Source organism: Nostoc sp. (assembly GCF_036917355.1).
GTDB lineage: Bacteria > Cyanobacteriota > Cyanobacteriia > Cyanobacteriales > Nostocaceae > Nostoc.
Genome location: NZ_JBALDP010000061.1, coordinates 165,782 through 187,830, shown reverse-complemented (window position 1 = coordinate 187,830; position 22,049 = coordinate 165,782). Strand labels below are relative to the sequence as shown.

Below are 22,049 nucleotides of genomic sequence, written 5' to 3'. Positions count from 1 at the left end.
TGTGCTACTTGTTTTGCACAAGGTTCCACAGAGGAAGACACTTCTATGCAGGAGAACTCCCCGCACCAGAATGTCTGTGAATTCTAGTTTTCATTCCTGTAGAAAAGAGGACTGAACAGAATCTCTGCACCTTGCGTTCTTTGAGTTGAAATGGTCAAAGTAACCCGGACTGCTAGCAACTCAGTCATAGTTCGTCCTCCTTATGTACTACAGTAAATAATCTACATTATTACATTAGCCTATTCCAGAAAATTCGTTTAAATTATCCAATTTTAACTTTGATATTTATCGCGTCTTGAAAGACCAATGCACAAATTTGTACATTATAAAAACAATTTTGGTAAAAAATATCTGCTCATCTTTCAGCAACTTCTAGCGAAAGAAAGAGTTTGAGGGTGACTATCTCTGTAATCATGAATGCGGATAAGTGTTTACCTGCTAAATAACTGATATGCCGCAATATTTCGGAAAATTACCCACCACAAACCAAGCTTGGACAACTGTTAGCAATGTAAAAGCTGTAAGCTGGGAAAATAATATTGTTAATTTTGACTGTGGCGACTCACGCCTGGTCATCAGCGTACTTACTCCGAATTTAATCCGCGTGCGTTTCGCACCAACTGGGGAATTTATGCCTCGTCGCTCTTGGGCAGTGACGTTGGATGATACAGAATGGGCAATAACACCTTTTGCAGTGCGGGAAACTGAAGCAACGGTCGAAATTGAAACAGCACAGATTCGTGTGTGCGTTCAGCGGGAAAAGTGTCGCATCGCCTGTTTTGACAAAGCTAATCGTCCCTTCGCCCAAGATGCGGATATGGGGATGGGTTGGCGGATGGGCGCAGTTGCAGGGTGGAAGGAAATTGCCGCCGATGAACATTTTTATGGCTTTGGCGAACGCACAGGCTTTCTGGATAAACTCAGCGAAGTGAAAACCAACTGGACAACGGATGCTCTAGATTATGATTCACTCACTGATGAAATGTACCAAGCAATTCCATTTTTTATGGCTTTGCGCCCGCAGGTAAGCTATGGCATCTTTTTCAACACCACTTTTTGGAGTCAGTTTGATATCGGCGCTGAACAACCAGGTATTTGGAAGATGGAAACTCGTGGCGGTGAATTGGATTATTACATTATTTACGGCCCCGAACCTGCCCAAATCCTGGAGACTTACACTCAACTAACTGGGAGAATGCCATTACCGCCGAAATGGGCGCTAGGTTATCATCAATGCCGTTGGAGTTACGAATCAGAAACTGTTGTGCGGGAACTAGCAAAGGAATTTCGTCAGCGCCGCATTCCTTGCGATGTTATTCACTTAGATATTGACTATATGCGGGGCTATCGAGTGTTTACTTGGAGTCCTCAACGCTTCGCAAATGCGGCAAAACTCATTAGTGATTTAGCAGAGGATGGTTTCAAAACAGTCACAATTATCGATCCTGGTGTGAAGTATGAACCAGAAGGTAATTATCATGTTTTTGACCAAGGCATAGAAAACGACTATTTTGTGCGTAAAGCTGATGGTACGTTGTTCCACGGCTACGTTTGGCCTGAGAAAGCTGTTTTTCCTGACTTTTTACGTCCTGATGTGAGTAACTGGTGGGCTGATTTACACAAAAGCCTAACTGATATTGGTGTGGCAGGAATTTGGAATGATATGAATGAACCTGCCATAAACGATCGCCCTTTCGGCGATGATGGTGAAAAGATTTGGTTTCCTCTAGATGCGCCGCAGGGGGGAAGGGGAGCAGGGGAGCAGGGGAGCAGAGGGGCAGAGGAGAATTTATCTACGTCCACTCATACAGAAGTACATAATTTGTATGGGTTGATGATGGCTAAAGCTTCTTATCAAGGGTTACGACGGCATCGAAGTTCACAGCGATCATTTGTGTTAACGCGATCGGGTTATGCTGGTGTGCAACGCTGGTCTTCTGTGTGGATGGGGGATAACCAATCGTTGTGGGAGCATTTAGAAATGTCTCTGCCGATGCTTTGTAACATTGGACTTTCGGGTGTAGGGTTTGTGGGTTGCGATATTGGCGGGTTTGCTGGTAACGCCACATCTGAATTATTTGCTCGGTGGATGCAAGTAGGAATGCTTTACCCATTGATGCGCGGTCACTCGGCAATGTCTACTGCTCGTCATGAACCTTGGGTATTTGGCGATCGCGTTGAAAATATCTGTCGAGAATACATTAATCTACGTTACCAGTTACTTCCCTATATTTATAGTCTTTTCTGGGAAGCGGCAACAAAGGGCGCGCCGATTTTAAGACCATTATTATACCACTTCCCCAACGATCCGAAAACCTATAGCCTCTACGATCAAGTGCTGCTAGGTGCATCGCTGATGGCTGCACCAATTTACCGCCCTGGAGTTGACCATCGAGCTGTCTACTTGCCCGCTGGCACTTGGTATGATTGGTGGACTGGCGATCGCTATGAAGGCCCGATTCACATTCTTGCTTATGCACCATTAGAAAGAATGCCACTGTATGTCCGTAGCGGTGCAATCGTTCCTATGCAACCTGTTAGCCAATACGTTGATGAATCGCCACTCGACCAGATTCGGTTACGAATATGGGCTGGTAACAACGAATATCAGTTATTTGAAGATGATGGACAAACAAGCAAGTATCAAGATAATAACCATTCAATAACTAACATCCGTGTATTTACCCAGGCAAGCCATACAGTAGTGGAAATTGCAGCAAGAGTTGGAAAGTGGACACCTCCAACACGCGAAACGATCGTAGAACTTGTAGGTGTTGGAGAGCAACGCTTTCAAGATGACGGTAAGCAACATAGCCTACAATTCTGAAATACTCGTAAAGGTGGTTTTTGAGCCACCATTATTTCCTACTTTAAATTATGCAAAAAAAATATGCATAGAGGTAGATGAAAAATCAGCCAGAGTGTAGCCTAAAATACAAAGAGCATCAATGATTAGCTCGTAAGAAATACGTAAGTTTACTACGTTAGATAGATGCGGTTAGAGAACACTCAATGTTAAATGTTAACCGCTTGCGGCTGCAAGATAGATTTAAAATCTCTACAAATGCACTTGTGGCAAGAGTCGCAAGTGCGATCGCTGTTTTTGTTGGTAGCTTGGTATTAGTTGGCTGGTGTCTTGGTGTTGAAGTTCTTAAGCGCGGCTTCCCTGGTAGTCCTGCCACGATGAAAGTCAACACAGCGTTATGTTTTGTGTTGTGTGGTGTGTCGCTGTGGCTATTTTTCAAAGGAGAGCATGGGAGCGGGGGAGCAGGGGAAAATAATTCAAAATTCAAAATTCAAAATTCAAAATTATTTACCCATTTCCCTACTCTTCTAATCTCTCAGGTCTGTGCAATAGCTGTCACCACTATTGCAGTGCTCACCCTTTGTCAATATCTGTTCGGCTGGAATCTGGGAATTGATGAGCTGGTATTCCGTGATTTGCGAACTAGTATAGCGACATCGCATCCGGGGCGAATGGGGGTGAACACAGCACTGAACTTTATCCTGGTCAGTGTCGCCCTACAGATTCTGATTCATCCAAAAACCCACCGCAGTTATTGGTATGCCCAAATTATTGCTCTGATTGCTACTTTAATTTCCTTTCAGGCGCTGATGGGCTATGCCTACAAAGTGAAAGTTCTTTACGGACTCGCCCCTTATACAACATCAATGGCGTTACACACAGCGGTGTTGTTCTTCTTACTAAGTATAGGTATTCTGTGGGCGCGGGCAGAACATGGCTTAATGAGGGTAGTTACAAGTGATAGTTACGGCGGCTTACTTGCACGTCGTTTACTAGTTGCCGCGATCGCAGTACCTTTTATATTGGGATGGGTAATTGTCGAAGGTCAACGGGCAGGACAATACGATCCGGCATTTGCAGTATCGGTGTTTGCGATCGTTCTGATTGTAATTTTTACTATTTTGATTTGGCAAAGTGCCAGGGTTATTGAACGCCTCAGCTATCAACGCGACCTGGCCCAAGAAGCACTGAGAACCTACGAAGCTAAACTAGGAAGTTTTGTAGATTCTAACGTCATCGGTATTCTCTTTAGCGATGTGTATGGCGATATCCAGCAGGCAAACGACGAATTCTTGAGGATGATTGGTTACGCACGGGAGGATTTGTTAGCTGGTAAGTTAAGTTGGCGCAATATCACACCATCAGAGTATTTATACTTAGACGAGCAAGGTATCGCTGAAGCACAAGGAAACACCAACGCTGCTTGTACGCCCTACGAGAAAGAATATATTCGCAAGGATGGTAGCCGTATCCCGGTTTTAGTTGGTTACGTGCTGATAGGAGAAAACCGCGAAGAGTCAGTAGCCTTTATCCTCGACTTGAGCGAACGCAAACAAGCAGAAGCAGAACAACAAAAATTAGCATTGCTGGTAGAAAATAGCTCTGACTTTATCGGCATTGCCACCCTTGAGGGTCAATTACTCTACATAAATGATGCAGGTCAAAAGTTGGTAGGTTTTGCCAACCTTAATGAAGTGAGGCAAAAAGCAGTATTAGATTACTTCATGCCCAAAGACAAAGCCTATTTTCAAAAATATATACTGCCGACTGTACTATTAGAAGGGCGCTGGCAGGGAGAATTCTGCTTCCGGCATCTCCAAACAGGTCAACCGATACCAGTTGATTACAATATCTTCACTGTTACAGATAACAAAACAGGTCAGCCAATTGCCTTAGCAACTGTGACTCGCGACATCAGCGAGCAAAAGCAGACCCAGGAACAAATCTTACAGCTAAACAGGAATCTACAGCGCCGCATTACTGAATTACAAACTTTGTTGGAGGTAATTCCCATTGGAATAGGCATTGCCGAAGATCCAAAATGCCAAAATATCAAGGTCAACCTTGCTTTTGCCAAGCAGTTGGGGATATCGTCAGATACAAATGCTTCCCTTACCGCTCCCTTGGACGAAAAACCGACAAGCTTTAAAATCTACCGCCAGGGAAGGGAACTTTCAACAGAAGAACTCCCAATGCAGTATTCTGCTGCTCATGGTGTCGAGGTTCTCAATTGTGAACTCGATGTCGTCCATGAAAATGGCAAAATAGTCAACCTGTTGGAGTACGTTGCACCCCTGTTTGACGAAGAGGGTAAAACCAGAGGAAGCGTTGGTGCATTTTTAGATATTACGGAGCGCAAACAGGCAGAAGAAGTACTGCTAAATCAGCAAAAATGGCTGGAGGATGTGTTAAATCTGATGCCAAGACCGTTGCTGTTTATCGAACCAGGAACGGCGCGGGTAACTTTTGCCAATCGCTCTGCTGATGAATTAGCTGGGGGCGAATTTCCTAAAGGTGTACCTGCCCAAGAGTATCACACAGTTTACTACTATACAGATGTCGCTGGCGATCGCATCCCCAATGCACTTATGCCAGGAGTACGGGTTGCCCGTGGCGAACGCCTGAATGGATTGGAGGTGGACTGGCATACTCCCGCTGGTGTGCGCTCTCTACTAGTATTTGCTGATACCTTGCCAGCAATGCACGGTCATCCGGCTACCTGTATCTTAGTGTTCCAAGAAATCAGCAACCTCAAGGCTGCACAAAAAGCCCTCTCATTAAGTTACAAAAGGCTAAAGCTACTATTTGACACAGCCAACGATTTATTATCGAGTCAGCAACCAGTAGCACTAATCGATAGTGTCTATCAAAAACTCTCAGACCAAATTGGTTTAGATATTTACTTTAACTACTTGGTTGTGGATAACTCTCAGCTAATGCGGCTAGAGTCTTACAGTGGCATTTCCCCAGAACTGGCAAACCAAATCGGGTCTTTGGGATTTGGTGAAGCAGTTTGTGGGACTGTCGCCCAGGAGCGTTATGCAATTGCTCTAGAGAATGTGCAGCAATCAATTGACCCGAAAACAGAATTGATTCGTTCTTTAGGAATTACTGCTTATTATGGTTATCCCTTGATTGCCCAAGGACGGTTGTTGGGTACTCTTTCTTTTGGTAGCCGCACTCTGTTGAGCTTCACCGACAATCAAAAAGGGATGATGCAAGCAGTATGCGACCAAATAGCGATCGCAATGGAACGGGCTAGCTTAATTGCTTCTTTGCAACAACAAACTGAGCAGTTACAAGAAGCCAACCGGATGAAGGATGAGTTTCTAGGAATATTATCCCACGAATTGCGATCGCCTCTCAATGCCATCCTTGGCTGGGCGCAATTACTGCAAAGAAGCAAGCTCAGTGATTCCCAAATGGCTAGAGCTACGGAGACAATTGAACGCAACGCCAAAGCGCAAACCCAGTTAATTGAAGACTTACTGGATATATCGCGGATGGTTAGAGGCAAGTTACACCTCAATGTCCGTACTTGTAATTTAGTTCCCATAATTGAGTCAGCTATCAAGACTGTTAGTTTAGCCGCCCAATCCAAGGAAATCGATTTGAGATTTTCTCTAATTTCCTCAAAAGCAACGCCAAATTTCGATTGGGAATTAGGAGTTGATGGCGAAAATCTCGAACTTTCAGCAGCACAATCCCAAACCAATCAACATTCAGAAAACAGCAAGCTGGGTGAAAATTCTCAATATTTAGTTTCCGGCGATTGCGAACGCTTGCAACAAATCATCTGGAATCTGCTATCCAATGCCATCAAATTTACACCCGTTGGCGGAAGGGTAGAGTTGCAATTGTCAGTGGTTAGTGGACAAGAAAAACAACAGACAACGGATAAATATGCCCAAATTCAAGTGATTGATACAGGCATTGGTATCAGCCCTGATTTTCTTCCTTACGTTTTCGATCGCTTTCGTCAAGCTGATAGTTCCAGCACTAGAATCTATGGTGGATTAGGATTAGGATTAGCGATCGTCCGTCATTTAGTAGAATTACATGGCGGTACTGTCCGCGCAGATAGCCCAGGCAAAGAACAAGGAGCGACGTTTACCGTCAAACTACCACTACTGAAGAATGCCCACCTCGGCTCTTTTGCTCCTCTGCCCCCGCCCCCCTCTGTTTAGTCAGCGACATCAGTATGCCCCACGAAGATGTGAGAACAACAGAGAATTCCAGCCGCAACGTTGACAGATGATGCCATTACGAAAGATCGATTATTGTAGAGACGGCGATTCATCGCGTCTCTTGCCTTAACCGAACAGCATTAGGACGGACTTAGAAATAGGGCATTGGGGAATATGAATTAAATTCTCCCCTATGTCTCGCGAGCTTTTTTTCTAATCTCAAAATTTATATATAGCAGTCCTAAATCATTTGTGAAAATTATATATCTCTTTCTTCCCTTTGCGTCCTTCTCTACAAGACACTACACATTAAGATAGTGTCTCCTAGAGAAAGCGGTTCGTTGCCCCTTATCTATATTTTTCATGAATTAAATAGGACTGCGATAATGTCAGAATAATTAGTATGATTCTCATAGTAGTTAGCCACTTACTGACTACGTGCTTGGATTTAAGTAACCCTTCTACTTACCGAGACTCAGAAGGTTGTTGCAGACGTAATAGAGTATTGTAAACCTGCCTTTTTAAGATAGTATTATTTTGTAGTTCTATAGTAATTTTGTTGAACTGTTCAAATTTTAAACCATTATCTTCGACAATTTTTTGAGCGTGGTTACAGTAGTTGACTGCGATATCTTGAGCCTTTTTGGGAAGACCATTTATGCTATTAGAATCGTTGCAAACAATCTGGGGAATTTCTCCATTGCCAATAAGTTTTTTAATTTCTTCAAAGGCATTTTGACGAGCTGGCTCCATTGCTAGAACGGCTTGAGCGTAACTGTCGATTTCAGTATTATTAACTATTGGTGCTGGAGTTTGAGCGTTAGCTTTAGAACTCAATGAAAAACCGTTAGAAATCAGACTCACAGTAGCGATCGCACCGAAAAATAACGATCGCGACAGAGTTCGCTTTCGGCTAGTTCGAGAAAATAAATCAGAAATTTTCTTCATATAGTGTATGACACGAAACTACATCAGGGATATTATAAGAACTTTGAATTATTTTCAGAGTTGGAAGTTCCAGGAACTGCTCAATAGATCGAGCTTTTATATTTGATTGTCAATTTCCTCGGCATACTTGACAAAGTTCGATGACTTTTGTCTGGAGTGTTGACATTTCTGATGCTCCTTGCTTAAGGCTAACCTCTAATTCCAGCAGTAGGGGTAAGCAAAAGATTAACTGTTGCACAGAAAGCAGCTTGATTTCTTGCTGTAAGAAGTAAATTCGTTTGGGATTACCGATATCAGCGGCTTTAGCTATCGCTTGTTGATTCCGTTCCCCACTTTCTATCATAATCTTTACCCACAGCCAGGTGCGAAATTGTCCAATCAGCGTCGCAACTATCCGTAATCCCGGCTCGGAAGCATTGTTCAAATCTGCCAGTGTTGTCAAAGCTTTAGCTGTATCTCCTGTTCTGATTGCTGTTGCTAATTGTAAGCTATTTTGAGTAGTATTTCTTACTAACTTCGTAACAGTATCTGTGTCTAAAGGCTGATTGCTATCTTGGACATATAGCCGTAATTTCTCTAGTTCATTGTAAAGAAGCCGTGTATCATTGCCTACAGATTCTGCCAACAGATGGGAAGTATTGGCAGTCAGTTTCACGCCCACTGTCTGGGCTGCTTGATTAACAGATTGCACCAATAATTCTGTTTTCCAAGGGGGGATGAGGGGAAATTCTCGGAATTCGGTAGCAAACTGTTTTAACAATTTCGTGGATTTGAGGCGTTCATCTGGCTTATTGCGGCTGGTGAGCAATAAAAATGAGTTTTCGGGAATGACAGGTAGCGATCGCCCCAATTCTGCCAGCACATTCTCTGGACAGTGCTGACACAGAGTAGTGTTTATCAGCCATACCAAGCGCCCACCAGCGCCAAAAGTAGACGTCATTACCTGATTTAACCCCTGGATAGCAGCATCAGCCCGATCTGGCGAGAATGCAGTGTAATTAAAACTTGTCCATTGGGGATCGAGAACGCGATCGCGCAAAAGAGCGATCGCCTTTTCCATCGCAAAATCATCTTCACCCCAGTAAACATAGATTGGCATAGATAAACCTTTTAGTAGATGGGCATCCCTTCGGCTTCGCTCAGGGCAAGTGGGCATTGAGCATGGAGAATTGATCGATAATTAATAGTTCTTCTTCCCCATTCTCCATTCCCAAAAATTAAATACTTTTGAAATCATTCTCTTAATCGGGGTAATTTTCCCTAAAATCTATCAAGTGAGAGCGTGAGGCTATGAAGATTGGACGACAACTATCAAACTTACTTAAATCGGTTAGCAAGACTGACGCTGCCAGAAGCCTACAGATCCCAAGCCCAGCATATTCAGGAATCTTCTAAATTTCAGCTAAATTCTGGGTTGAGACAAGCGGCATCCTTTCCTGGCTATACGCTAATTACCCCGCCGGCAGAAGAAGAATCACCCAACTCTGCTTTCTATGCCAAATTACAGACTTATCAACAGGAACTTTTGCAGTTGCCTGTAAACCGTAATTTGATTGTACCTGTACCTCCTGCTAGCTTCCATCTGACTTTAGCGGATTTAATTTGGGACAATGCTTACCTTGATGCCTACGAAAAAAATCCTAAATTTGACGAGGAGTTACACTCTTGTTTAGCTGAAATATTTCAAAAATATCAACAATTGATGACAAACAGGAGTCATCCAATTAAATGGCAAATGCTGGGACTAATACTGATGCCAAGAGCTGTAGCCATTTGTTTAGTCCCCCAAGATGAACGCTGTTACGAGGAAATTATTCAATTTCGCCGAACAATTTATCAAAATCCCAAGTTAATTGCCTTGGGTATTGAGCAGCACTATCACTTCACAGCCCATATTACATTAGCCTATTTTGGGGAGGTTCCATCTGACCTAGACCGTATAAACTTCAGCACTATGCTTTCTCAATTGAATGAACAATGGCTGTTGAATTTGCCAGAGTTTTTGATCGATCGTGTTGAATTACGAAAGTTTGACAACATGACACACTATTATCGTGAATCCGACTGGCCAATTTTGGATTTTTAAGTAATTAGTTAGTAGTCAGTAGTTTCCACTCACTGACTACTGACTACTCATTATTAATTAATTTAAAATTTCGGTTGTTGATAACCGAGGTAAATTGCTTCTAAAAAAACATCAGGCGTAACAGCTTCTGGCAATTTTTCTAAATTAATAATAGCTTTAACTTGCTCGGCTAGCTTTAGAGATAGTGAGGCTCTTGCCTTTAACGACATTGCACCACGTCGCTGTAAATACTCACGAATAATAGCAAAATCATCTGACATCAATTGCGAGAAATCAGCAATCTCGATTAACTGTTCATGAAGTCCTTTTGCCTGTTCTGAAATTGTCAATCTGGTAGATGCAGTGGGTGCTTGGGCTTGAATGACAATTGTGCCAGCAGCCAAATCACCTAAGCGCTTTTCGCGGCTACCCAACATAATTAAAAAAGCACCAATAAACAAAGTTTCATCAAATGGTCGCAATAAAGCACGTAGCGTTGCTTGTTGTAAGCCGATCAGTCTACCATCATCTCGAACTACGCGAATTTTCGCAAAGCGTTTACCAGGGGTTTCCCCAAACCATAAGGTTTCAAAAAATACAAAATAGCCGATATAAATTGCAAAGGCGATAATGAAGAAAATTGCTAACAACCAAATATCTAAACTTGGTAATTTTGTAAAAAAGTATTCAGCAAAATTTAACAGCTGCGTCGAGAAGACACTCCAAGTAAGGACAAACAGAAGCAAAGTTACACCCAACACTGTATAGTCAATCAGGAGTGCCAAAGCTCGATTACCAATTCCCGCTAGAGTGAATTCCAACTCTACACTTTCTGGAGTCTGGAATGTGATGCGATTAAAAAAGCGCATATTTTAACTAATTCAAAATTAATAGAGTTGGATTAAGGTGTTGAATTAACGAAAATCTTGCGAGGGAGGTTCTCGTAATTGTAAACCTAGACCTTCACGCCGACTACGCAAGTCCAAGTATAAAACAGCTTTTAGTGCTTGCCAGAATGGCATGACTAGAACTCCACCGATCAAGCTTCCAATCACAGAAATAATATACACAATCGAGTAAATAGCAGTACCAGGCTCAAGTTTGATTAGAAATAAGCTAGGTATATAGTTTAATACAAACACCAACGGCAATGTAACGATAAAAGCAACTAAAACAATGCCTTGAATGCGAAAAACTGAGGCTTTAGTTAGCTCCCAACTTCTGGCAACACTTTCGCCACCATTGATATTTTCCTCAACTGCTAAGGGTACTTCAGCTACTATCCAACGGGAGTAGAACCAGGTTAGTCCTAACAATATAATGCCTGCCGTGACAATTATTGCCAATGTGGTTATGACTATAATGCCTGAACTACCTAATATTCCTCCTAATGCTACTCCGATCAAGCCAGCTAGTACACCGCCCACGATCGCTAATCCAATATAAATTATCAGCAAAGATATACCTACTTGGAAAGCAACTCTTAAAAAAGACCAAAGACGTGGATTAACATGGCTTCTGGCAGTTTGAACACTTTCAGGCTGGTAAATCAATTCTCCAAAAGCCAAGCGTGAAATTAGTCCAGAAATGGCTGCATATTTTGCCCAACCATACACAGGAACTAAAACCCACAAGTGAGCGATCGCAGCTAGGTTAAGATAAGTCTTCAAATGAGAACGATACAACCGTACCGCAGCACTGACAACGTTACCGATACTCAGTGGTTGTATCTGGCCGGAAGATCCAAAGTTTTCAGACATAATGGTAAATTTCCCTTGAAATTACGGAGATGAATTTGAGGCTATCTTAAGCTAAGTTAAACTCAGTGTTCCCAAAATTCATGAATATTCAACGTTGGATTGCGCGACGAGAACCGAATTGGCAGCGTTTGGATGCCCTATTAAGGCAGATAGAAAAAAAAGGGTTAAAGTCCTTACGGGCAGCAGAAATTAGACAGTTAGCGAGTTTGTATCGTTCTGTAGCAGCAGATTTGGCACGTGCCCGCACTCAGCAAATCGGCAATACCTCGATCCAAAGTTTACAATCTTTAACAACTCGTGCTTATACGCAGATTTACCAAGGTTCGCGACGACAAGAATGGCAGGCAATCCTAGAATTTTATCGTTGGGGATTACCATCTGTAGTCCAGAAAACATTTGTATATATTGCTGTAGCAACGGCGCTGTTTCTAATAGGCGCACTAGTGGCTTGGTGGTATTCCTGGCAAAACCCCAGCTTTATGCCTTTGATTGTACCTGAAAGCTTGATTACCAAGGTGCGAGATGAGCATAAATTATGGATGGGTTCAATTGTTGGTGTTGAACCTCTGGCATCCAGCGGGATCGCAATCAATAATTTGTCGGTATCTTTTGGGGCTGTCGCCGGTGGTATGACAGGTGGAGCATACACAGCCTATTTGATGGTATTTAATGGTTTATTAATTGGTGCTGTTAGTACTTTAGTCGGTCAAAATAATCTAGCTTATCCTTTTTGGGCCTTTGTATTTCCGCATGGTTCCTTGGAATTACCGGCAATCTTTTTTGCTGGAGGCGCGGGATTTTTATTAGCAAGAGCAATTTTATTTCCTGGTAAATATCGCCGTGGAGATGCACTGAAATTCTATGGTTATCAGGCGGTGCAGCTAGTATTTGGGATTGTACCAATGTTGATTATCGCTGGTGCGATCGAAGGCTTTTTCTCCCCTAATCCTAATGTACCTGATGCAATTAAATATTTGGCAGGGATAGGATTATTTATACTTTTAGTGCTGTATTGTAACCGCAAGCAAACAGGAAATAATTTAGATGGCGGCTGATTGGCAAATTTAAAAAATATTTTAGAATAAGGTAAATATTAACTCTGTAAATAAATCATCATAAATTGAAGCTAGGATAATCATGGTACAAACATCAAATAAAAGATTGACTCTAGAAGAGTTTCTCGCACTACCAGAAACTAAACTGTAAGTAGGTGTACATAATTAAATATAAAATAAACTCCTAGTTTGTAGTAAGCGATTTATCGCTCAGAGAAAAGATTATCAAGACTAAAGTCTTTACTACAAACTTTAAATTTATTTATGCTTAGATACTTAGCATATTTTTACTTAACTAAGTTAACAAATCAAATATCAACAAGATAAAAATATTTAAAAGTAATATTTAAACAGACATTAATTTTTTATTCATCATTTGTTAAACAAAGTTTAAATATAAAAAATGTACCTTATTTTAAGACTGAAATAACACCAAGGAAATATTCCTTTTATCAGAGGTAATATGATTTTTTCGACCGCCATATTGAATCGTGTCGTTGCTACTTCAATGGTGACAACTTCTATTGCACTTAGTCCATTTTTTGGTGCGATCGCACAAGCTGAAACTCTCAATGGTGCAGGAGCAACTTTTCCGGCTCCGCTTTACGAACGCTATGCTCGTGAAGTGAAGAAGAAATATCCAGACTTAAAAATTAACTACCAAGCAATTGGTAGCGGTGGCGGTATTCGTCAAGTCATTGCTGGAACCGTTGACTTTGGTGGTAGTGATGCTGCAATGAAAGATGATGAAATTGCTAAAGTCAAGAATGGTGCAATTTTAGTACCTACAGCAGGCGGTGCTGTTTCTGTTGTTTACAATCTTCCAGGTGTTAACGATCTCAAATTATCCCGCGCTACACTACCAGCAATTTATTCAGGTCAAATTACCAAATGGAATGACGCGAAAATTAAAGCTGATAATCCAGGCGCTAATCTACCAAATCAAACAATTAAATTTGCTGTTCGTGCAGATGGTAGCGGTACAACTTTCATTTTTACGAACCACTTGAGTGCCATCAGCGGTTATTTTAAAGGCAGAGTTGGAACTAACACTGCTCCAAAATGGAATCTGCCAAATGTCCTCAAAGGTAAAGGGAATCCAGGTGTAGCTGCTATAGTAGCTCGTACTCCTGGTTCTATTGGTTATGTTGAATATAGCTACGCTGTCCAAAATAAGCTGAAATCAGCATTGGTACAAAATAAGAATGGAGAATTTGTTGCTCCTTCTTTAGAATCTGCAAATGCAGCTTTATCAACTGTCACTTTCCCAGACAACTACCGCGTTTTTATAGGAGATCCAGGACAAGGTTATCCCATTGTCGGTCTTACTTGGATGATGGTTTACAAACAGTATGCTAATGCTGCGAAAGCTGATGCAGTTAAGAAATGGATTAATTGGGTATTGAAAGATGGTCAACAATATAACGATGACCTTAACTACACCAAAATTCCGTCTGATGTAGCAAATCGAGTGCTTCAAACAGTGAATAGCTCTGTCAAGCCTTAATTTGTATTTTTTAGAAATTACGCACAAGAGATTCCCCAATTCCCTTAAAAAGAGAAAGGTGCTTTGAATATATCCCCCTTTTAAAAGGTTTAGGGGGATTATTTTACTACTTTCTTCCCCTAATAGACTGAGTTAATAACTCGCTCTACCAGTCATAAAAAATCTATTTTACTGATTTGTAATGGCAAATTTATCAGATGATTCAAATCTAGGTGATGAAAATTTCAATCTAACTACTACCAGCGGCACAAATTTCTGGTTTGACCAAGGTTTTACACGGCTAGTATACTTTTTTGCTGTGATTACTGTTACAGTACTGTTGTTAATGAGTTGGGTAATTTTACACGAAGCTCTACCAGCCATTAAGCAGTTTGGAATAGGGTTTTTGTGGGGACAAGATTGGGATACAGGTAATCAGATTTTTGGTGCATTACCCTATATTTATGGAACTTTGGTAAGTAGTGCGATCGCTATTTTATTTGCTGTCCCAGTGGGAATTGCAGTAGCCTTAGTTACAAGTGAAAATTTTTTACCTAAATCGCTGCGAACCATCCTGGCATTTGTTGTTGAATTAATTGCTCCAATTCCCAGTGTAATTATTGGTTTATGGGCGATTTTTGTCTTTATTCCAGTTCTGGAACCTCTACAAAAGTGGCTAGCCAGTACTTTGAAATGGATACCACTGTTTAATACAGAAGATCCTTCTGGGACTAATATGTTGACTGCTGGGGTTATTCTCGCCATCATGATTTTGCCCACAATGGCAGCAATTAGTCGTGATGTCTTAATAGCTATCCCTAAAGAATTACGTACTGCATCTATGGCTTTGGGTGGCACTCGTTGGGAAACAATTTTTCGAGTCTTGCTACCATCTGGATTTTCTGGAATAGTAAGTGCAGCAATGCTTGCTTTAGGAAGGGCTTTGGGTGAAACAATGGCTGTAACTATGGTGATTGGTAACTCTGCTCAAATCAGCGTTTCTTTACTCGATCCAGCTTATACAATTCCCTCTGTATTAGCTAATGAATTTGCTGAAGCTGAACCGGGTTTACATATAGGTGCTTTAAGCTATTTGGCATTGATTTTATTTGGGTTGACCTTGGCTGTAAATATTGGCGCTGTCATCTTCCTAAAGTGGGTTGGCAGTAAAAATCAATAACACTATCTCACTTTGAAAATATTACAAATAATCCAGTCTAATACAACGTTTATCAATCAAAATTTTTCAAATTTATGAGTGGTTACATCCAGTCAGAAACAGATGAATCTTTGGCGGCAGAATTATGCAGTCCTCTGCCAACAGAGCGAGTCATATTTACATACGCAATGAATGCGATCGCCTTTGGTCTTACAGGTCTAGTACTCATTCCTTTATTATCAATTTTATGGGAAATTTTCTTCCGGGGAATATCTGGACTAAAATCAGAAATGTTTGTCAAAGCAGTTATTGATAATGGCTTTGGCAATGCCATCTTGGGAACCATATTCATGGTAGTAATTGGTGCTATTTTCAGCATTCCCACAGGGATTATGACAGGAATTTTCTTAGCAGAATTTGGTCAAACTAACCCAGTTGCTAGTATCGTTCGTTTTGTTACTAGTATTCTGACAGGCGTGCCTTCAATTGTTGTCGGCGTGTTTGCATATGGTGTAATAGTTTTGGTAACGAAAGGATTTAGTGCGATCGCAGGTGGTTTTGCTTTAGCCGTGATTATGCTACCTGTAATTATACTGACAACAGAAGAATCCTTAAAACTGATTCCCACATCTCAACGCCTCGCCTCTGCTGCTTTAGGTGGAACTCGTTTCCAAACTACTTTTCGCATTGTTATAACTACTGCAATCCCCGGAATTACTACAGGCATTTTATTAGCTGTAGCTCGTGCGGCTGGTGAAACAGCACCCTTAATTTTTACCGCTTTATTTAGTCTAGATTGGTCAGAAGGATTGTTAAGTCCAACAGCTTCTTTACCAGTATTAATTTTTAACCTCTATAACGACCCCGATCCACAAAAAAGTCAACTGGTCTGGACTACTTCTATAGTCCTACTCGGCTTAATTTTATGTGTCAGTATTCTTTCTCGCTTAGTTATTAGGCAGAGAAAAATAAATTGAAGAAGAATTCAGAATTCAGGAGTCAGAATCAAGATGTTTGCGTTCGCTATCCGTCAGTCGTACAGAATTCACACTGAATCCTGACTCCTGAATTCTGTTTTGATAAATTTTTATTTCGCACCTTGGGAAAGCATGAGTAACCTAATTCCAGCTATCAAAGTTAAAAATATTAGCTTTTACTATGGCACAATCAAAGCAATTGAAAAGGTGTCAATAGATATTTACCAAAACCAAGTCACGGCAATTATTGGCCCTAGTGGTTGTGGTAAATCTACCTTCATCAAAATTCTTAATCGCATTAGCGAATTAGAAGGGCCTGTAAAAATTGAAGGAAATGTAGAATTCTTTGGTCAAAATATTTATGCTCCTCGTGTCAACATCAATCGTTTACGCCGCCAAATTGGTATGGTATTTCAAAAACCAAATCCTTTTCCTATAAGCATTTACGAAAATGTTGCCTACGGTATGAGAATAGCAGGCAGGTATTCGAAATTAGAATTAGATGAAATTGTTGAATCTGCCCTTAAAAGCGCTGCTCTTTGGGATGAAGTCAAAGATAAGCTTGATAAATCAGCTTTAGGGCTTTCTGGTGGTCAGCAACAAAGATTATGTATTGCCCGTGCCTTAGCAGTCAAGCCAAAAGTTCTGCTGATGGATGAGCCTTGTTCGGCTCTTGACCCCATCGCCACCATGAAAGTTGAAGAACTACTCCACAGTTTACAGTCTGAGTTGACAATTGCGATCGTTACTCATAATATGCAGCAAGCTGCTCGCGTCTCTGATTTTACGGCTTTCTTTAGCACCGATGAAAGTCGGATCGGTCAAATGGTTGAATTTGGCGCTACAGAGCAAATCTTTAACAATCCACTCGATCCTCGCACCCGCGACTACATTTCGGGGCGTTTCGGTTAAGGTACTTTCTAGCGTAACTTATTGATTTTTGTCGAGCTATTTTGCACTAGAGGATACTGATAAAGTGTAGTTTAAAAAAGTTACTAATTTATCTTTATAAATAAATTAACTCCTCACTACCCATAAAGAGTATACAATACTCAGATTTTGATTTCTACATAGCTATTTTAAATCGAACCATACCTAATTCTTCTTCATCAGAAAGGATGGTATATAGTTAAGGTGTGAAAGGTGGGTATAAAAAGTCTGTAAAAGATAAATTTTTGAGCATAACTTTAATATAAGTATCGACCAACAGTTTATCTGCTGTATAGCTACTGCATGGCTACGTAATTTCCATGAATATCTCCTTTTGGGGGTAACATAGTGAAACAGCGGCGCTAATTTGTACTACTTTACCTAGTTAGGTTTTGTTTCACACGTTTTAGGAATATGAGTAAACTAATTCCAGCAATCAGAGTCAAAAACTTCAGCTTCTCTTACGACACTCAAAAGATAGTTGAAGGCGTGTCAATGGATATTTACCAAAACCAAGTCACGGCAATTATTGGTTCTAGTGGTTGTGGGAAGTCTACTTTTCTTAAATCGTTAAATCGCATGAGTGAATTAGAAGCAGAAGTAAAGGTTGAAGGAAAAGTAGAATTTTTTGGGCAGAGTATTTATGAGCGTCGTGTTAACATCAATCGCTTACGTCGCCAAGTTAGTATGGTTTTTCCCAAACCAAATCTTTTTCCCATGAGCGTTTATGATAATGTTGCTTATGGGGTGAAATTAATTGGATGGCATCCGAAAGTAGAATTAGATGGAATTGTTGAATCTGCCATCAAAGCTGCCGAACTTTGGGATGAAGTGAAAAATAAACTGCACAAATCTGCTTTAGAGCTTTCTGGCGGTCAGCAGCAAAGATTATGTATTGCCCGTGCTTTAGCGGTCAAACCTAATGTTTTGTTGATGGATGAGCCTTGTTCAGGTCTCGATCCTATGGCTAATATGAAAATCGAGAATTTAATCCATAATTTGCGTTCTGAGTTGACAATTGTGATTGTTACTCACAACATGCAGCAAGTTACTCGCCTATCTGATTTTACGGCTTTCTTTTATAGTAACGAAAATCGTATTACTCAAATGGTTGAATTTGGTACTACCAATAAAATCTTTACTAACCCTGTGGATTCTCGTACCCGCGACTATGTTTTCGCTCGCGTCGGTTGAAGTATTTCTTAAATTCTAGCTATTCAGAGGGTTAATACATAGTGCAAGCGGAAATTAAGGGTTGAATTTAATTTCCGCTTACTTTGAGCTTTTCTTGTGTTGGGCAATACAAACTGACATTGACAGTATTTTTTTATACTATATATTTGAAGACAAGTATTTGCTCTAGACCACTTGAATCATAAAATGAAATGTCCCCGGTGCGAATCTACTTCATATCGTAAAAATGGTCGTCGGAATGACAAGCAGAATTACCTCTGCAAAAATTGTGGTAAACAATTCTTAGAACCTGCATTCTCTCGTCCCTTAGAAACTGACTTGCTTGCTAACAGCAACGGACACACTAAAGTATCTACGGCTGAAACGACGGAACTTTCTTTAGTAAAAAACCTGCCACAAGAAAAAATCACAGAGAAAAGCCTTGACTCTTTTAGTTTGACATTAGCTGAACAACTGCTGCAAACGATATTATCACCTGGTTGGTTAGAATCTGCGGCTTTCAGTCAATTTATCCAAAAAATTCAACAAAAAACTGAAATAAATTATCAATTAGAAACAGGGATATCGCTTCTACTTTTGGATGCAGAAAACTTAAAACTAGATATTAATTCTGAATTATTTTTAGCTAGTGTCTGCAAGTATCCCCTCCAATTTAAAATGGCATTTGCTAACTGGAAAAATCCAAGTATTGGAAAGCAAGATATTGAACTATATAACCGTGGCTATCAACTTGTCCATGTGCCAGAGGGTAAGGATAGTGCTGATGCAAAAATGATCGCTTTCGGTTCTTGTATTTTACGCTCTTATCCAACAGTTAAAGAAATATTAGTCTGTTCTAGCGATGGAATTTTAATTCACCTTTGCAACGAACTCCAAAACCAAGGATTAATTGTCTATTGGGTACGTAGACAAGGGCAAACTTTGCATATAAAAAACCGGAATACTGGCAAATTAACTCATTATTCTTTAGCAATGACAACAGAAGTTCCATCCTTGGAAAAAGTGGTTGAGCAAATACAAGATTTAATTAAAAATGAACAAGATTCAATCAATACTCGATTACACAGGTTAACAACTATTTCAAGTTTATTTCAAGAAAGAGCAAATATCAATAATAAATCTAATCCTAAGCAACCAGACATGGAGGAAATTATCCCTATAATAGATAATTCATCTGTACAATCTATTCTAGAAAAAGATTCTGCAGAAATTCCTAATGAAAAAACATTAGATAAATTACTATTAAAAATTATTCAAGATATACAAACAAAGTCTCCCCAAACTAAATTATCTGTGTCCAAATTAGGTACAGAGTTACAGAAAATAACTGGAGAATCTTCTAATTCAATTATTAAAAAGTTAAAGTTAGGTTCCAATTTTACCAAATATTTAGAATCATCTCCCACATTTACATTAAAAATGAATGGCAAGGAATATGAAGTAATGCCGTTACTCTCCGAATAGATACTTCTTGGATGTTTACGCACAACCTGAGCCTCTAATTCTGTATTATGTAAAAAGATGTAAAGAAATGTAAATAATACAATGCAGGATAAAGTTGTTGTTATCGTCGGTGCAACTGGTGGTATTGGTTCAGCTTTAACACAAAAACTTGCGCCTACCGGAGTTCGATTGGTACTAGCTGCCAGAAATGCGGTGCGTTTAACGACACTGGCTGCTGATTTCCCAGGAGAAGTTTTGACTGTTCCCACCGATATTACTGACCCCAAACAGGTAGATTATTTGATAGAAAAGACCATCGCTGAGTTTGGTCAAATTGATATTTTAGTGAATGCAGCTGGTGCTGGTATACTCAAGCCCTACAACAGCCTAGAACCCGCTGATTTAGACAAGATGTTAGATGTCAACTTAAAAGGTAGCTTTTACACCACTCAGGCGGCTGCTGAAGAGATGCAAAAGCGCAAGTCTGGTCACATCTGTAATGTCGTAGGAATTCTGGGCAAGCATTCGATGGGGATGGCAGCGGCTTATTCGGCTTCTAAGTTTGGTGTTGTCGGTTTTAGCAAGTGCATGGCAGAGGAACTCAAGCGTTTTGGTATCAAGTTCACGCTATTCTACTTTGGTGGGGTAGATTCTCCTTTTTGGGATAACGTCAACCTAAAAGTAGACCGAAAAAAAATGCTCAGTCCTGAAACTGCTGCCAATGCGATTTTCTTTGCTCTTTCTGCCGAACCGCAAGCTGTGCCAATGGAAATTAATATTCAACCTGATAGTCATCTGTTCTTTTAAAGGGGGAGTACGTGTACATAATTCTTGCTTAGGAAGGACGTGAAAATCTAGCAAAAAAGGCAAAATTTACAGATATATAAACTGTTATGCTGGATTTTCAATATCTATGAAAATTGATCACGTTCATTTCTATGTAGAAGATGCCAAAGTGTGGCGAGATTGGTTTGTACGCCATCTTGGTTTTCAAGCAGTAACCGATCGCAGCAGTTCATTTCACACTTGTACAGAAGTGGTGAAAAATGGTAGTGTCTGCTTTTTTCTATCTTCACCCCTGTTGCCTACAAGTCCAGTAGCCGAATTTCTGCGTCAATATCCGCCTGGTGTGGCAGATGTCGCTTTTGCTGTTGAAGATGTCGAAGGCGCGATCGCACTAGCTCAAAAACACGGTGCTACAATCCTACAACCCATCCAGGAACGCCAAGAAGGTACGGAATTCATCAAATGTGGCAAAATTGCTGCCTGGGGTGGACTGACTCATACATTAATAGAAAGGTCATTGGCCATTTGTCCGTCGTCATTTGTAACTAACACAAATGACAAAGAACAAATTACAAATGACAACACTTTTACCGCCATAGATCACATAGTCTTAAACGTAGCAGTTGGTGAATTGGATCGTGCTGTGGCTTGGTACGAAAAAATTCTAGATTTTCAACCCCAGCAGGCATTTAAAATTAAAACCAATCGCTCTGCTTTACACAGCCAGGTGATGGTTTCGCGCAACGGTAGCGTCCAATTGCCAATTAATGAACCTGCTTCTAAAAATTCTCAAATTCAGGAATTTCTAGATGTCAATCGGGGGCCAGGAATTCAACATATTGCCTTGCGGACGACTAATCTTGTGAATGCGATCGCTAAATTTCGTGCCAGTGGTTTATCTTTACTCTCAGTTCCTCAAACCTACTACTCGCAGCTAAAACAGCGACCAGGAATCACGCTATCACCTCTAGAACTAGAAGCGATCGCTCAACAGGAAATTCTGGTGGACTGGCAAGAAGATACTCTCGTAGAAGGAGGAAATACCGCACCCTTATTACTACAAATTTTCACCCAGCCAATATTTGAACAGCCGACATTTTTCTTTGAGTTTATTGAACGCCGTTTCCAAGCTCAAGGTTTTGGCGAAGGTAACTTTCGCGCCTTATTTGAAGCCATTGAAAGCGAACAAATCAAACGCGGTACTTTGCAATGAGGTCATCGTCGATACTTTCTTAAAAAGAATTTACAAAAAC

The 22,049-nt window shown here is 40.6% G+C and carries 16 protein-coding genes; 12 read left to right on the top strand and 4 right to left on the bottom strand.

From position 1 onward, the window contains the following. Window positions 1–451 precede the first annotated feature (451 nt). Both V7K53_RS17965 and V7K53_RS17960 read left to right on the top strand, forming a co-directional pair. Complete coding sequence (locus tag V7K53_RS17965; protein ID WP_335198828.1) at window positions 452–2,827, top strand: glycoside hydrolase family 31 protein; 2,376 nt, start codon at window positions 452–454, stop codon at window positions 2,825–2,827. Between the two features lie 185 nt (window positions 2,828–3,012). Next, window positions 3,013–6,993 (top strand): PAS domain S-box protein, encoded by a 3,981-nt coding sequence (locus tag V7K53_RS17960; RefSeq protein ID WP_335198827.1) that lies wholly within the window; start codon window positions 3,013–3,015, stop codon window positions 6,991–6,993. 465 nt (window positions 6,994–7,458) lie between these two features. Here the strand turns inward: V7K53_RS17960 and V7K53_RS17955 are convergent, their stop codons facing one another. Then, window positions 7,459–7,941, bottom strand: coding sequence for a DUF4168 domain-containing protein (locus V7K53_RS17955; protein WP_335198826.1), 483 nt, complete (start codon window positions 7,939–7,941; stop codon window positions 7,459–7,461). 109 nt (window positions 7,942–8,050) lie between these two features. Beyond that, window positions 8,051–9,040, bottom strand: a complete 990-nt coding sequence (gene holA / locus V7K53_RS17950) for a DNA polymerase III subunit delta (protein ID WP_335198825.1) — start codon at window positions 9,038–9,040, stop codon at window positions 8,051–8,053. Window positions 9,041–9,238: 198 nt separating this feature from the next. Between holA and V7K53_RS17945 the strand changes: the two genes are divergently transcribed. Continuing rightward, window positions 9,239–10,027, top strand: a complete 789-nt coding sequence (locus V7K53_RS17945; RefSeq protein WP_335198824.1) for a DUF1868 domain-containing protein — start codon at window positions 9,239–9,241, stop codon at window positions 10,025–10,027. 62 nt (window positions 10,028–10,089) lie between these two features. On the opposite strand, the gene V7K53_RS17940 is transcribed toward V7K53_RS17945, so the two are convergent. Both V7K53_RS17940 and V7K53_RS17935 read right to left on the bottom strand, forming a co-directional pair. Then, window positions 10,090–10,875 (bottom strand): RDD family protein, encoded by a 786-nt coding sequence (locus tag V7K53_RS17940; protein WP_335198823.1) that lies wholly within the window; start codon window positions 10,873–10,875, stop codon window positions 10,090–10,092. A gap of 45 nt (window positions 10,876–10,920) precedes the next feature. Then, window positions 10,921–11,766, bottom strand: a complete 846-nt coding sequence (locus tag V7K53_RS17935) for a hypothetical protein (RefSeq protein WP_335198822.1) — start codon at window positions 11,764–11,766, stop codon at window positions 10,921–10,923. Window positions 11,767–11,846: 80 nt separating this feature from the next. Between V7K53_RS17935 and V7K53_RS17930 the strand changes: the two genes are divergently transcribed. From V7K53_RS17930 to hppD, 9 genes are all read left to right on the top strand, one after another. Next, entirely contained in the window at window positions 11,847–12,821 is a 975-nt protein-coding gene (locus V7K53_RS17930) for a stage II sporulation protein M (RefSeq protein ID WP_335198821.1), read from the top strand. Window positions 12,822–13,284: 463 nt separating this feature from the next. Beyond that, the gene (pstS, locus tag V7K53_RS17925; protein ID WP_335198820.1) at window positions 13,285–14,328 is read left to right on the top strand and encodes a phosphate ABC transporter substrate-binding protein PstS; all 1,044 of its coding nucleotides are present in this window, start codon (window positions 13,285–13,287) and stop codon (window positions 14,326–14,328) included. A 181-nt stretch (window positions 14,329–14,509) separates the two neighbouring features. After that, window positions 14,510–15,487: a phosphate ABC transporter permease subunit PstC gene (gene pstC / locus V7K53_RS17920; protein ID WP_335198819.1), complete on the top strand. Its 978-nt coding sequence runs from the start codon at window positions 14,510–14,512 to the stop codon at window positions 15,485–15,487. A 74-nt stretch (window positions 15,488–15,561) separates the two neighbouring features. After that, window positions 15,562–16,443, top strand: a complete 882-nt coding sequence (gene pstA, locus V7K53_RS17915) for a phosphate ABC transporter permease PstA (RefSeq protein ID WP_335198818.1) — start codon at window positions 15,562–15,564, stop codon at window positions 16,441–16,443. A 132-nt stretch (window positions 16,444–16,575) separates the two neighbouring features. Continuing rightward, window positions 16,576–17,355 (top strand): phosphate ABC transporter ATP-binding protein PstB, encoded by a 780-nt coding sequence (gene pstB, locus V7K53_RS17910; RefSeq protein ID WP_335198817.1) that lies wholly within the window; start codon window positions 16,576–16,578, stop codon window positions 17,353–17,355. Window positions 17,356–17,787: 432 nt separating this feature from the next. Next, window positions 17,788–18,567: a phosphate ABC transporter ATP-binding protein PstB gene (pstB, locus tag V7K53_RS17905; protein WP_335198816.1), complete on the top strand. Its 780-nt coding sequence runs from the start codon at window positions 17,788–17,790 to the stop codon at window positions 18,565–18,567. Window positions 18,568–18,753: 186 nt separating this feature from the next. Then, the gene (locus V7K53_RS17900; RefSeq protein WP_335198815.1) at window positions 18,754–20,031 is read left to right on the top strand and encodes an IS1/IS1595 family N-terminal zinc-binding domain-containing protein; all 1,278 of its coding nucleotides are present in this window, start codon (window positions 18,754–18,756) and stop codon (window positions 20,029–20,031) included. A gap of 81 nt (window positions 20,032–20,112) precedes the next feature. After that, window positions 20,113–20,817 carry an SDR family oxidoreductase gene (locus V7K53_RS17895; RefSeq protein ID WP_335198814.1) on the top strand — a complete coding sequence of 235 codons (705 nt, stop codon included), beginning with the start codon at window positions 20,113–20,115 and terminating at the stop codon, window positions 20,815–20,817. Between the two features lie 106 nt (window positions 20,818–20,923). Then, window positions 20,924–22,009, top strand: coding sequence for a 4-hydroxyphenylpyruvate dioxygenase (gene hppD / locus V7K53_RS17890; protein WP_335198813.1), 1,086 nt, complete (start codon window positions 20,924–20,926; stop codon window positions 22,007–22,009). The last annotated feature ends 40 nt before the right edge of the window (window positions 22,010–22,049 follow it).

Bases quoted from the DNA above. Each gene is read 5' to 3' on its own strand.
- V7K53_RS17965 (WP_335198828.1), top strand. From the start codon at position 452: ATGCCGCAATATTTCGGAAAATTACCCACCACAAACCAAGCTTGGACA.
- V7K53_RS17960 (WP_335198827.1), top strand. From the start codon at position 3,013: ATGTTAAATGTTAACCGCTTGCGGCTGCAAGATAGATTTAAAATCTCT.
- V7K53_RS17955 (WP_335198826.1), bottom strand. From the start codon at position 7,941: ATGAAGAAAATTTCTGATTTATTTTCTCGAACTAGCCGAAAGCGAACT.
- holA (WP_335198825.1), bottom strand. From the start codon at position 9,040: ATGCCAATCTATGTTTACTGGGGTGAAGATGATTTTGCGATGGAAAAG.
- V7K53_RS17940 (WP_335198823.1), bottom strand. From the start codon at position 10,875: ATGCGCTTTTTTAATCGCATCACATTCCAGACTCCAGAAAGTGTAGAG.
- V7K53_RS17935 (WP_335198822.1), bottom strand. From the start codon at position 11,766: ATGTCTGAAAACTTTGGATCTTCCGGCCAGATACAACCACTGAGTATC.
- V7K53_RS17930 (WP_335198821.1), top strand. From the start codon at position 11,847: ATGAATATTCAACGTTGGATTGCGCGACGAGAACCGAATTGGCAGCGT.
- pstS (WP_335198820.1), top strand. From the start codon at position 13,285: ATGATTTTTTCGACCGCCATATTGAATCGTGTCGTTGCTACTTCAATG.
- pstC (WP_335198819.1), top strand. From the start codon at position 14,510: ATGGCAAATTTATCAGATGATTCAAATCTAGGTGATGAAAATTTCAAT.
- pstA (WP_335198818.1), top strand. From the start codon at position 15,562: ATGAGTGGTTACATCCAGTCAGAAACAGATGAATCTTTGGCGGCAGAA.
- pstB (WP_335198817.1), top strand. From the start codon at position 16,576: ATGAGTAACCTAATTCCAGCTATCAAAGTTAAAAATATTAGCTTTTAC.
- pstB (WP_335198816.1), top strand. From the start codon at position 17,788: ATGAGTAAACTAATTCCAGCAATCAGAGTCAAAAACTTCAGCTTCTCT.
- V7K53_RS17900 (WP_335198815.1), top strand. From the start codon at position 18,754: ATGAAATGTCCCCGGTGCGAATCTACTTCATATCGTAAAAATGGTCGT.
- V7K53_RS17895 (WP_335198814.1), top strand. From the start codon at position 20,113: ATGCAGGATAAAGTTGTTGTTATCGTCGGTGCAACTGGTGGTATTGGT.
- hppD (WP_335198813.1), top strand. From the start codon at position 20,924: ATGAAAATTGATCACGTTCATTTCTATGTAGAAGATGCCAAAGTGTGG.